Source organism: Streptomyces anulatus, assembly GCF_014650675.1.
GTDB classification, from domain to species: Bacteria; Actinomycetota; Actinomycetes; order Streptomycetales; family Streptomycetaceae; genus Streptomyces; species Streptomyces anulatus.
Map to the genome: position 1 here is coordinate 143,094 of NZ_BMVK01000005.1, position 11,764 is coordinate 154,857.

Genomic DNA, 11,764 nt, shown 5'->3' on the forward strand with positions numbered 1-11,764 from the left:
ACCCACCGGCACCGCGTGCGTGGGCGCGCCCGTCCCGGGTGCGCCCACGCACTGCCCCGGGGCGGCGGCGCCCACGCCTCCCCAGGTCAGGAGCGTGCGGGACCGGTCAGGCGCCCGTCGAGGGTGCGCCGCACGTCCTGCTCGTCGTAATAGGACCGCCCACCGCGCCGCTCCCGCCGCCAGCTCTGTTCGCTGGCGAGCCGGTACACACTGCCGAGGGGTACGCGCCACAGCAGGGAGACGTCCTGGGGCGCGAGCCACCGGGTCGCCGGGGCCCCCGCGGCAGCCCCCGCCCGGACCGCGCTCCGGGCGGCCAGCCGCCGACGCAGCCGGCTCCAGTCGTACTCCGTCCAGGAGTGGGCCCCGTCCCTGTCGCACCGGATCTCGCCCAGCCCGCCCGGGCCCGCCCCCGTCGTGGCCACGAGCTTCCCGTCGCAGCCGGGCTCCACGCAGGTGCCGACCGTGGCCCGGTGCGCCGGACCCGGCGACACCACCCGGCGGGCCCCCGCGGCGAGCCGGTGCACCTCCTTCGAGAACTCGCCCGCCGCCGGGTGCACGGCGATCCGGGGCAGTTCCTCGCCGAGCCAGCGGGCCAGAGCCGGCACCGTCCGCTCCGGACCGGGCCGCCCACCGGACTCCGCCGCCAGGCCGGCCCACGACGCGAGTGTCGTGATCATGGCTGAACGCGCCTCCACGGCCGAGGTGTTGAGCGGAATTCCCGGCGCCCGGCCACCCCCGCTCGTCCTTTCCGTCCGGGGAGAGACGACACCGGTGAGGAGCCGGCCGCATTCCCCGTACAGCTGGGGCAGGGCGCACAGGGTCGCCCTCAGCAAATCGATGCACGCGCGGCACAGCGTCAGCGGGGCCGTCCCCCGGGCGCTCCGCATATCTGCGATCCCGGCTCCCGGCGCCTTCTCGGATGCGGGAGCCGTCGGGCATGCGTATCCCGGGCAATTCGTTCGGGTAGCCGCGACGTGCGTCTTCTCGGGCAAATCTGCTCACTCCTTCGATGCGTGCGGCCAGGCTAACGACGGGCGGTCCGCGCCCGCAATGCATCTTGACCGGCCCTGAGAGTGGCGGCACGGGAATTTATCTGCGTCAGACGATTTACAGACGAGTGTGGGATCCATGTCAGATCTGTCGGGGCCCTCCATCCGCATGTGGTGCAGGTCACTTCTTTGCAGTCCTCTGACGTTCCTCTTGCGTTTCCATGCAGCGCTTCACGCCCTCCTGACGGTTCTTGAGATATCCGTCGACTGACGGTGTTGATATCTGTAGGCCGCGCCGAAGAGAGTCATGGATAGCTTCCTCAGTTCTGTCTTCGAAGCCGGTAATCCCTGATTCCGCGCGAAGCTGCGGGCCCGGACAAGCGAAATTGCTGCTTGACTTTCTTCGGGCTTGCGAAGAAGCTCTGAAGTAACTTCCCCACTGCTGTCGAAGCGTTCGCTCCAGCAGAGCACATCCCAGGAGAGCCTCTACGGCCTATGCGCCGGGCTCCGCGGTTCTGTCCCAGGGAGATACACATGGATGCATCTGTCATTGTCGTGGGCGCGGGTCCGGCCGGTCTGATGCTGGCCGGTGAGCTGCGGCTCGGCGGCGTCGACGTCATGGTGCTCGAACAGCTTCCCCAACGCACCGGGGAGTCCCGCGGGCTGGGTTTCACCGCCCGGACCATGGAGGTCTTCGACCAGCGCGGAATTCTGCCCGCTTTCGGCCCCGTCGAGACAAGTACCCAGGGGCACTTCGGCGGTCGGCCGGTCGACTTCGGGGTACTCGAAGGAGCGCACTACGGCGTCAAAGCCGTTCCGCAGTCCAAGACCGAGTCCGTACTGGAGGAGTGGGCGCTCGGACAGGGAGCGGAACTCCTGCGGGGCCACACGGTCCGGGCTCTCACGGACGAGGGCGACCACGTCGTCGTGGAGGTCGAGGGCCCCGACGGGCCCCGCAGCCTCACCACCCGCTACGTCGTCGGCTGCGACGGCGGACGCAGCACCGTCCGCAAGGCGGCCGGGTTCGACTTCCCCGGCACCTCCGCCAACCGGGAGATGTTCCTCGCCGACATCCGTGGCTGCGAGATCACCCCTCGCCCCATCGGCGAGACGGTGCCCCTCGGGATGGTGATGTCCGCGCCGCTGGGCGACGGGGTCGACCGCATCATCGTCTGCGAGCGCGGCGCCCCCGCCCGCCGCCGCACCGGGCCGCCCCCGTACCAGGAGGTCGCCGCCGCGTGGCAGCGGCTCACCGGACAGGACATCTCGCACGGAGAACCGGTCTGGGTCAGCGCCTTCGGGGATCCGGCCCGCCAGGTGTCCGCCTACCGGCGCGGCCGGGTGCTGCTCGCGGGCGACTCCGCACACGTCCACCTCCCGGCAGGGGGCCAGGGGATGAACGTCAGCGTGCAGGACTCGGTGAACCTCGGCTGGAAGCTCGCGGCCGTGGTCTCGGGCCGTGCGCCGGCCGGACTCCTCGACACGTACCACGAGGAGCGCCACCCGGTGGGACGCAGGCTGCTGATGAACACGCAGGCCCAGGGGATGCTCTTCCTCAGCGGCGACGAGATGCAGCCGCTGCGGGACGTGCTGAGCGAACTGATCCGGTACGACGAGGTCTCCCGGCACCTGGCCGGCATGGTCTCCGGCCTGGACATCCGCTACGAGGTCGACGGCGGGGACCACCCGTTGCTCGGCATGCGCATGCCCCACCAGGAACTGGTCCGGGCCGACGGCAAGACCAGCACCACCGAACTGCTGCACCCGGCCCGGGGCGTTCTGCTCGACATCGCCGACGACGCGGAACTGCGCGAGGCCGCCACCGGCTGGAGCGACCGGGTGGACACCGTCACCGCCTCCCTCCACGACGCCCCGCCGCAGGGCCCGTTGTCCGACGCCCGGGCCGTGCTGGTCAGGCCCGACGGATACGTGGCCTGGATCTCGCCCGGCAGCCGCGCCGGACTCACCGAGGCCCTGGACCGCTGGTTCGGTCCGGCCCGCTGACCGACCGACGGAAGACCAGTGAAAGACCGGCGAAAGAAGGAAGCCACCATGCACAGCACGTTGATCGTCGCCCGGATGGACCCCTCGTCGGCCGGTGACGTCGGCCGGCTCTTCCGGGACTTCGACACCACGGAGATGCCGCACCGGATGGGCACCCGCCGCCGGCAGCTCTTCTCCTACCAGGGGCTGTACTTCCACCTCCAGGACTTCGAAGCGGCCGACGGCGACCAGCGGATCGAGGAGGCGAAGACCGACCCCCGCTTCGAGCGGATCAGCGCCGACCTGCGGCCCTTCATCGACGCGTACGACCCCGAGACCTGGCGCTCCCCGGCCGACGCGATGGCCCGGCGCTTCTATTCCTGGCAGGCGTCCCGATGACCGTACGACCGGACCGCGCACACCCCGCCGCCGGCGGACGGCGGGTCGCCGTCACCGGTATCGGGGTGCTCGCCCCCGGCGGAGTCGGAACGAAGGCGTTCTGGGAACTGCTCACCGCCGGCCGCACCGCGACCCGCGCCGTCAGCACCTTCGACCCGACCCCCTTCCGCTCCCGCATCGCCGCGGAGATCGACTTCGACGCCGAGGCGCTCGGCCTCGGCCCGCAGGAGATCCGGCGCATGGACCGCGCCGCGCAGTTCGCCGTGATCGCCGCCCGGGAGGCGTTCGACGACAGCGGCCTGGACAAGGACCGGCTGCCCCGGCACCGTACCGGCGTCGCCATCGGCAGCGCCGTGGGCGCCACCATGAGCCTCGACGAGGAGTACCGGGTGCTCAGCGACCGGGGCCGGCTGGAACTGGTCAGCCACACCTACGCGCCCCGGTTCCTGTACGACGCCTTCGTCCCCAGCTCGTTCGCCGCCGAAGTGGCCTGGACGGTCGGGGCGGAAGGCCCCACCACGGTGATATCCACCGGGTGCACCTCGGGCATCGACTCCGTCGGGTACGCCACCGAACTGATCCGGGAGGGCTCCGCGGACATCATGATCGCCGGAGCCACGGACGCCCCGATCTCCCCGATCACGCTCGCCTGCTTCGACGCGATCAAGGCGACGACCCCGCGCAACGACGACCCCGCGCACGCCTCCCGACCCTTCGACGCCACCCGCAACGGGTTCGTCCTGGGAGAGGGCAGCGCGGTCTTCGTCCTGGAGGAGCTGGGAAGCGCCCTCGACCGGGGAGCCCACGTCTACGCGGAGATCAGCGGCTACGCGACGCGCAGCAACGCGTACCACATGACCGGACTGCGGCCGGACGGCACGGAGATGGCCGAGGCCATCCGCGTCGCCCTCGACGAGGCCCGCACCGACCCCGCGGACATCGACTACATCAGCGCCCACGGATCCGGCACCCGGCAGAACGACCGGCACGAGACGGCAGCCTTCAAGAAGAGCCTCGGCGAGCACGCCCGGCAGGTGCCCATCAGCTCCATCAAGTCCATGGTGGGCCACTCGCTCGGCGCCATCGGCTCCATCGAGATCGCCGCCTGCGCGCTCGCCATGGAGCACGACGTCGTGCCGCCGACCGCCAACCTGCACCACCCCGACCCCGAATGCGACCTCGACTACGTCCCCCTGACCGCACGCGACTGGTCCACCGACTCGGTGCTCACCGTCGGCAGCGGATTCGGCGGGTTCCAGAGCGCCATGGTGCTGACCCGGCCGGAAGGAGGAGCCGCATGAGCGGGACCGTCGTGGTCTCCGGCCTGAGCGTGGCCTCGCCCAACGGCCTCGGCACACAGGACTACTGGTCGGCCACCACCGCCGGCCGGAGCGGCATCGGACCCGTCAGCCGCTTCGACGCCTCGTCCTACCCCGCCGGACTCGCGGGCGAGGTCCCCGGGTTCGTCGCCGAGGACCATCTGCCGGGCCGGCTGCTGCCGCAGACCGACCGGATGACGCGGCTGGCCCTGGTCGTCGCGGACTGGGCGCTGGCCGACGCGGGCGTGCGGACCCAGGAGACGCCCGCCTACGACATGGGGGTCGCCACCGCGAGCTCCTCCGGCGGCTTCGAGTTCGGACAGAACGAACTGCGGGCGCTGTGGAGCAAGGGCAGCCAGTACGTGAGCGCCTACCAGTCGTTCGCCTGGTTCTACGCGGTCAACACCGGCCAGATCTCGATCCGCAACGGGATGAAGGGGCCCGGGAGCGTGGTCGTCAGCGATCAGGCGGGTGGCCTGGACGCGGTCGCCCAGGCGCGCCGCCAGGTCCGCAAGGGCATCCCCATGGTCCTCACCGGGGGGATCGACGCCTCGCTCTGCCCCTGGGGCTGGGTCGCGCAGATGTCCGCCGGGCGGCTCAGCACCACCCGTGACCCCGCGCGCGCCTACCTCCCCTTCGACGCCGCGGCCCACGGACACGTACCCGGCGAGGGCGGGGCGCTCCTCGTCGTCGAGGACGAGGAGGCGGCACACCGGCGCGGCGCCCGCAGTCTCGGCGAGATCGCCGGCTACGGGTCCACGTTCGACCCGGCCCCCGACAGCGGCCGGCCGCCGACCCTGCGCACCGCGATCGAGATCGCCCTGCGGGACGCGGGCATCACCGCCGACGACGTGGACGCCGTGTTCGCCGACGGCGCGGGACTGCCGGACCTGGACCGGGCGGAGGCCCTGGCGCTGACCGAGGTGTTCGGCGCCGGGGGCGTTCCCGTGAGCGTCCCCAAGACGATGACCGGACGGTTGCACTCCGGAGCGGCACCGCTCGATCTGGCCGGCGCCCTGCTCGCCATGAGGGACGGCGTGATCCCGCCCACCGTCAACGTGTCGCCGAGCCCCGGCCTCGCCCTCGACCTGGTCTGCGAGACGCGCCCCGCGCGGCTCGGGACCGTGCTCGTCCTGGCGCGCGGCCATCACGGATTCAACTCCGCGATGGTGCTGCGCGCCCCCCGAACCCGACAAGGAGACCGATGACCCAGCGGCATTTCACCTTCGACGACCTCAGGATCATTCTGCGCGAGGCGGCGGGCCTGGAGGACGACGTCCTGGGCGACGACGCCCTGGACGCCGCGTTCGAGGACCTCGGGCTCGAATCGCTGGCTCTGCTGGAGACCGGCAGCCGGATCGAGCGCGAGTACGGAATCACCCTCGACGACAGCTCCCTCACCGGCTCGAAGACTCCTCGCGCCCTGCTGGAGATCGTCAACGGGGAGCTGGCGACGGCCGCCGCCTGAACCGTACGGATCCCCACCTCACTTGAGACACGCACCGATTCACGGACCACGCCCAACAAGGAGGAACACGTGCCGGATCAGCAGCGCGTCGCGCTCGTCACCGGCGGCACCAGCGGTATCGGACTGGCCGTCGCCCGGCTCCTGGGCGCCCAGGGCCACGCCGTCTTCATCGGGGCCCGCAGCGCCGACAACATCGCCTCGACCGTCAAGGAGCTGCGCGCCGAGGGCCTGGAGGCCGACGGCCTGGCCTGCGACGTCCGCTCCGGCCCCGAGGTCGCGGCCTTCGTCGCGGCGGCGGTGGACCGGTACGGCACGATCGACGTCCTGGTCAACAACGCGGGCCGCAGCGGCGGCGGAGTCACCGCCGACATCGCCGACGAGCTGTGGGACGACGTCATCGCCACCAACCTCACGAGCGTCTTCACGGTGACCCGCGAGGTGCTGCGGGCCGGCGGCATGCGCGAGAAGAGCCGGGGCCGGATCATCAACATCGCCTCCACGGCCGGCAAGCAGGGCGTGGTGCTCGGCGCCCCGTACTCCGCCTCCAAACACGGTGTAGTCGGGTTCACCAAGGCCCTGGGCAACGAGCTCGCCCCCACCGGGATCACCGTCAACGCCGTCTGCCCGGGCTACGTCGAGACGCCCATGGCACAGCGCGTACGGCAGGGCTACGCGGCCGCGTACGAAACCACGGAGGAGGCGGTGGGGGCGAAGTTCCGCGCCAAGATCCCCCTGGGGCGCTACTCCACCCCCGAGGAAGTGGCCGGACTGGTGGGCTATCTGGCCTCCGACACCGCCGCCTCGCTCACCTCGCAGGCCCTCAACGTCTGCGGCGGCCTGGGCAACTTCTGATCGGCCCGCACCCCCCATGTCCTCACGGAAGGAGCACCCGCATGCCCGCACCCGGTGCGCACGAGGTAGAGCACGACATCACGGTCTCGGCTCCCGCCGCCGCCGTCTACCGGCTGATCGCCGAGGTGGAGAACTGGCCCCGGATCTTCCCTCCGACCATCCACGTCGACCGCGTGGAGCACGACGGCGCCCGGGAACGCATCCGCATCTGGGCCACCGCCAACGGTGAGGCCAAGCACTGGACCTCGCGCCGCACCCTGGACCCCGAGGGGCTGCGGATCGACTTCCGCCAGGAGGTCTCCACCCCGCCGGTGGCGGCCATGGGTGGAGCCTGGGTGGTGGAGCCGCTCGGACCCGACCGGTCGCGGGTCCGGCTGCTGCACGACTACCGGGCGGTCGACGACGATCCGGAGGGGCTGCGCTGGATCGAGGAGGCGGTGGACCGCAACTCCCGTTCGGAGCTCGCTGCCCTCAAGGACAACGTCGAGAACGCGCACGCCGCCGAGGCGTGGACCTTCTCCTTCTCCGACACCGTCCGGGCCACCGGGTCCGCCGAGGACATGTACGACTTCATCGACGAGGCCCAGCTCTGGTCCGAGCGGCTCCCGCACGTCGCCTCGGTCCAGCTGTCGCAACAGCCTTCCGGACTACAGGTGTTGAAGATGGAGACCCGGGCCAAGGACGGCTCGACGCACCTGACCGAGTCCTACCGGGTCTGCCTGCCCTCCGAACGGATCGCCTACAAGCAGACCACTCTGCCGGCGCTGATGTCGCTGCACACCGGGCTGTGGACCTTCGAACAGGACGGGCCGGAGGTCGTGGCGACGTCCCAGCACACCGTCGTACTCCGTACGGAGAACATCGCCGCCGTGCTCGGACCCGACGCGGGCGTGGAGGAGGCGCGTGCGTACGTACACTCCGCGCTGAGCACCAACAGCCGCGCCACGCTCGGCCACGCGAGCGACTACGCCCGGGCACAGCGGCGCTGACGTGGTGAGCGCACCGGACATCGACACCCAGGTGCTCGTGGTGGGCGCCGGGCCGGTCGGCCTGATGCTCGCCGGTGAACTCGCCCTCGGTGGCGCCGACGTCGTCGTGCTGGAGCGACGCATCGGCCCGCTCACCGAGTCCCGGGCCTCCACCCTGCACGCCCGCACGATGGAACTCCTCGACCAGCGCGGACTGCTGGAGGAGCTGGGCACCCCGCCCGCCGGGGGCCCCGGACACTTCGGCGGCACGCGCCTCGACCTCACCACGGACAGCCCGTACTCCGGCCAGTGGAAAGTCCCCCAGGTCCGCACCGAGGAACTGCTGGAGGGCTGGGCGACCCGGCTCGGGGCCCGAGTGGTCAAGGGCCACCGGCTGACGGATCTGAGGACCGCGCCGCACACCGTCGAGGCGACCGCCGAGGCGGAACCGGGCCCCGGAGGGGCGGCGTCCGCGCTGCGCGTCCGGGCCGCGTACGTCGTCGGCTGCGACGGCGAGTCCAGCACCGTCCGGGAGCTCGCCGGGTTCGCCTTCCCCGGCCGGGACGCCACCAGGGAACTGCTGCGCGCGGACGTGGCGGACGTTCAGGTGCCCGACCGGCGCTTCGAACGTCACCCCGGGGGACTGGCCATCTCCGCCCGGGGGCCCGGCGGCGTCACCCGGGTCATGGTGCACGAGTACGGGGCCCCCGTCGGCCGGGAGCCCGGACCCCCGTCGTTCGCCCGGGTGGCGGACACCTGGCGGCGGGTGACGGGCGACGACATCGGCGGGGGAGCCCCCCTGTGGCTGAACTCCTTCGGCGACGCGCTCCGGCAGGCCTCCCAGTACCGCCGGGGCAGGATCCTGCTCGCGGGCGACGCCGCCCACCACCAGATGCCGGTGGGCGGCCAGGCCCTCAACCTGGGGCTGCAGGACGCCGCGAACCTCGGCTGGAAGCTCGCGGCCGAGGTCCGGGGGACCGCGGGACCCGGGCTGCTGGACAGCTATCACGCCGAACGCCACCCGGCCGGGCGGCGGGTGCTGGACAACATCGCCGCCCAGGCGCTGCTGCTGCTCGGCGGCTCCGGGACCGAACAGGTGCGCTCCCTCTTCGGCGAACTCCTGCGGGAGCCCCGGGTGCGTGCCCATCTCGCCGGGACCATCGCGGGCGTCGACGTACGGTACGCGGCCGAACCGGGCGCCCACCGCCTGGTCGGCGCCCGCGTCCCGTACCTCCGGTTCGGCACCGGCACCGATACCGCCGAGGGCCCGGGCAGCAGCTTCGCCGCTCTGCGGCCCGGTCGCGGAGTCCTCGTCGACCTGGGCGGCCGGCCGGCCCCGGTCCTGGCGGCGGTGGCGCCGTGGCGGGACGGCCGGGTGGACGTGGTGGCCGCGACGCCCGAACCGGGCGGCGCCGCACCGGAGTTCACTTCGGCGCTGCTGCGGCCGGACGGCCATGTGGCCTGGGCCGACGGCACCGTTCCGGAACTGGAGGAGGCGCTGCGGCGCTGGTTCGGCCCGGCGGCACGCCGGTAGCACGGCGCGACCACCGGACGGCCCGTCGGCGGACGGCCCATCGCAAGAACGACCCAACGACTACTGGAGGAACCGTGGGAAAGCTCGTGAACAAGACCGCACTCGTCACCGGGTCGAGCCGGGGCATCGGACGGGCGACCGCACTGCGGCTCGCGCGGGAGGGCGCTCTGGTGGCCGTGCACTACGCCACCGGCGAGGACGCCGCCCTGAGCACGGTCGCCGACATCGAGGCGGCGGGCGGCCGCGCGTTCGCCGTCCGCAGCGAGTTCGGCGTCCCCGGCGACGTCGACACGCTGTTCGAGGCGCTGGAGAGCGGACTGAAGGAACGGACCGGGGTCGCCACCCTCGACATCCTGGTCAACAACGCGGCCATCATGGGCGGTGTCCCCCCGGAGGAGGTCACACCCGAGCTCTTCGACCGGCTCTTCGCCATCAACGCGAAGGCGCCGTTCTTCATCGTCCAGCGCGCGCTCGGACTCCTCGCCGACGGCGGGCGCATCATCAACATCTCTTCCGGGCTCACCCGGTTCGCCAACCCCGAGGAGGCCGCCTACGCGATGACCAAGGGCGCGGTCGAACAGATCGCCCTGCACTTCGCGAAGTACCTGGGCGCCCGGGGCATCACCGTGAACAGCGTCGCCCCGGGGATCACCGACAACGGCAGCCCGGTGTTCGACATCCCGCAGGCGGTGGAGCAGATGGCCCAGATGTCGGCCTTCGGACAGGTGGGCAAGCCCGCGGACGTCGGTGACGTGGTGGCGTTCCTCGCCTCCGACGACGCCCGCTGGATCACCGGCTCCTTCATCGACGCCACCGGCGGCACACTCCTCGGCTGACCGGCACGGTCCGAGCCCACGGGGTTCGAGCCCAACCGGTCCGAACCCCGCGCGGTCCGAACCCCGGGCTTCCGCAACCGAGTCGTCCCGAACCCAAGGCGGTGAACACCCGATGTCGCGGTCCCCCGTCCCCTCGAAGGCCGGCCCGTCGCCCGGCGCCCCGCCCCTGCCGTGGGCAGGCCGCTTCCTGCTGCTCGTCCTCGCCGGCAACATGCTCATCGACGGTCTCGAAGTGTCCGTGGTCGTCGTCGCCCTGCCGTCGATCGGCGCCGACCTAGGGCTGTCCCCCTGGCAGGTCCAGTGGGCCATGGGCGGGTTCGCGCTCGGCTTCGGAGCCCTGCTCCTGCCGGGCCGGCGCCTGGTGGCGCGGTTCGGACACCGCCGGCTGTACCTGGGGGCGCTGGCCCTCTTCGTCCTCGCCTCGCTGGCCGGCGGACTCACGGACGACCCGCTGCTCCTCCTGGGCAGCCGGATCGTCAAGGGCATGTGCGCCGCCCTGACCGCGCCCACCGGCCTGGCCATCATCTCCACCACCTACGGGGAAGCGTCGGCGCGCGCCCGTGCCCTGTCCGTGTACACCTTCTGCGGCGGCATCGGATTCACCACGGGCCTGCTTCTGGCGGGAGCCCTCGCACCGCACGACTGGCACTGGACCTTCGTCGCCACGGCCCCGGTCGCCGCGGTGCTGCTCGTCCTGGCGGCCGCAGCCGTCCCCCGGCAACAGCCGGGGCCCGCGCAGCCGATCGCTCCGACGGTGCGCCGGCTCCTGGGCAACGGAGCGCTGCTGCGTCCGGCGCTCGGTGCGGCGATCCTCAACGGCACCTACCTGGGGCTGCTGTCCCTGATGGCCCACCAGGCCTGGAACCTCCTGCACTGGAGTCCCTGGCAGACCGCGGCCGCCTTCCTCCCGGCCTGCCTGCCCCTGGCGGTGACAGCGCTCTCGGCCGGGCGTGCGGTGGCCCGGTTCGGCGCCCCCCGGCTCGTCGTCCTCGGCGCGGCGCTCCACCTCGCGGGCCTGCTGCTGTACGCACGCCTCGACCTGCCGAGGTCCTACACCGCGGACCTGCTGCCGACGCTGGCACTGGTCGGCCTCGGATTCGTACCGGCCTTCGCGGCGCTGAACGCGCAGGCGGGCCGGGCCGTCGGGACGGCCGACCGGGGGACGGCCACCGCCACCTACCAGACGGCGGTCCAGGCCGGAGCGGTCGCGGTGCCCGCCGCCGTGGCCGCGCTGCTCACCTTCGGGCCCGGGGACGGCGGTCCGGTGGGGGACGCCGCCCACCGGCCCGCCCTGCTCCTGCTCTGCGCCCTCGCGGCGCTGGGCCTGCTGGTCGCCCTGCGCGGCCTCACCGCCCGTCGCCCGGCCGTCGCCGACGACCGCTGAGCCGTACCGCCCGCGCCCCTCCCCAGGGGGCG

11 protein-coding genes are annotated in these 11,764 nt (G+C 72.5%); 10 read left to right on the plus strand and 1 reads right to left on the minus strand.

Annotated features, from left to right (window positions below; genetic code table 11):
* Positions 1–86: 86 nt before the first annotated feature.
* Complete coding sequence (locus IE272_RS14805) at positions 87–677, minus strand: hypothetical protein (protein ID WP_190007180.1); 591 nt, start codon at positions 675–677, stop codon at positions 87–89.
* 846 nt (positions 678–1,523) lie between these two features.
* Between IE272_RS14805 and IE272_RS14810 the strand changes: the two genes are divergently transcribed.
* The 10 genes from IE272_RS14810 to IE272_RS14855 all read left to right on the plus strand — a co-directional run bounded on the left by IE272_RS14810 (position 1,524) and on the right by IE272_RS14855 (position 11,732).
* A complete protein-coding gene (locus IE272_RS14810; protein WP_057666427.1) occupies positions 1,524–2,993 on the plus strand; it encodes an FAD-dependent monooxygenase in 1,470 nt (489 codons plus the stop codon).
* 48 nt (positions 2,994–3,041) lie between these two features.
* Positions 3,042–3,371: a TcmI family type II polyketide cyclase gene (locus IE272_RS14815; protein WP_050357094.1), complete on the plus strand. Its 330-nt coding sequence runs from the start codon at positions 3,042–3,044 to the stop codon at positions 3,369–3,371.
* Positions 3,368–4,672, plus strand: a complete 1,305-nt coding sequence (locus IE272_RS14820) for a beta-ketoacyl-[acyl-carrier-protein] synthase family protein (protein ID WP_050357095.1) — start codon at positions 3,368–3,370, stop codon at positions 4,670–4,672. Before IE272_RS14815 ends, IE272_RS14820 begins: the two co-directional genes overlap by 4 nt.
* Positions 4,669–5,898: a ketosynthase chain-length factor gene (locus tag IE272_RS14825; RefSeq protein WP_190007046.1), complete on the plus strand. Its 1,230-nt coding sequence runs from the start codon at positions 4,669–4,671 to the stop codon at positions 5,896–5,898. The genes IE272_RS14820 and IE272_RS14825 overlap by 4 nt, the downstream gene beginning before the upstream one ends.
* Positions 5,895–6,158, plus strand: coding sequence for an acyl carrier protein (locus IE272_RS14830; protein ID WP_050357097.1), 264 nt, complete (start codon positions 5,895–5,897; stop codon positions 6,156–6,158). Before IE272_RS14825 ends, IE272_RS14830 begins: the two co-directional genes overlap by 4 nt.
* Positions 6,159–6,227: 69 nt before the next feature.
* Entirely contained in the window at positions 6,228–7,010 is a 783-nt protein-coding gene (fabG, locus tag IE272_RS14835; RefSeq protein ID WP_047179322.1) for a 3-oxoacyl-ACP reductase FabG, read from the plus strand.
* 41 nt (positions 7,011–7,051) lie between these two features.
* Positions 7,052–7,999 carry an aromatase/cyclase gene (locus IE272_RS14840; RefSeq protein ID WP_050357098.1) on the plus strand — a complete coding sequence of 316 codons (948 nt, stop codon included), beginning with the start codon at positions 7,052–7,054 and terminating at the stop codon, positions 7,997–7,999.
* 4 nt (positions 8,000–8,003) lie between these two features.
* Positions 8,004–9,512: an FAD-dependent monooxygenase gene (locus tag IE272_RS14845; protein WP_159392601.1), complete on the plus strand. Its 1,509-nt coding sequence runs from the start codon at positions 8,004–8,006 to the stop codon at positions 9,510–9,512.
* 74 nt (positions 9,513–9,586) lie between these two features.
* On the plus strand, positions 9,587–10,348 hold the full coding sequence (locus IE272_RS14850; RefSeq protein WP_190007047.1) for an SDR family oxidoreductase: 762 nt from the start codon (positions 9,587–9,589) through the stop codon (positions 10,346–10,348).
* A gap of 112 nt (positions 10,349–10,460) precedes the next feature.
* Positions 10,461–11,732, plus strand: coding sequence for an MFS transporter (locus IE272_RS14855; protein ID WP_190007048.1), 1,272 nt, complete (start codon positions 10,461–10,463; stop codon positions 11,730–11,732).
* The last annotated feature ends 32 nt before the right edge of the window (positions 11,733–11,764 follow it).

Bases quoted from the DNA above. Each gene is read 5' to 3' on its own strand.
- IE272_RS14805 (WP_190007180.1), bottom strand. From the start codon at position 677: ATGATCACGACACTCGCGTCGTGGGCCGGCCTGGCGGCGGAGTCCGGT.
- IE272_RS14810 (WP_057666427.1), top strand. From the start codon at position 1,524: ATGGATGCATCTGTCATTGTCGTGGGCGCGGGTCCGGCCGGTCTGATG.
- IE272_RS14815 (WP_050357094.1), top strand. From the start codon at position 3,042: ATGCACAGCACGTTGATCGTCGCCCGGATGGACCCCTCGTCGGCCGGT.
- IE272_RS14820 (WP_050357095.1), top strand. From the start codon at position 3,368: ATGACCGTACGACCGGACCGCGCACACCCCGCCGCCGGCGGACGGCGG.
- IE272_RS14825 (WP_190007046.1), top strand. From the start codon at position 4,669: ATGAGCGGGACCGTCGTGGTCTCCGGCCTGAGCGTGGCCTCGCCCAAC.
- IE272_RS14830 (WP_050357097.1), top strand. From the start codon at position 5,895: ATGACCCAGCGGCATTTCACCTTCGACGACCTCAGGATCATTCTGCGC.
- IE272_RS14840 (WP_050357098.1), top strand. From the start codon at position 7,052: ATGCCCGCACCCGGTGCGCACGAGGTAGAGCACGACATCACGGTCTCG.
- IE272_RS14855 (WP_190007048.1), top strand. From the start codon at position 10,461: ATGTCGCGGTCCCCCGTCCCCTCGAAGGCCGGCCCGTCGCCCGGCGCC.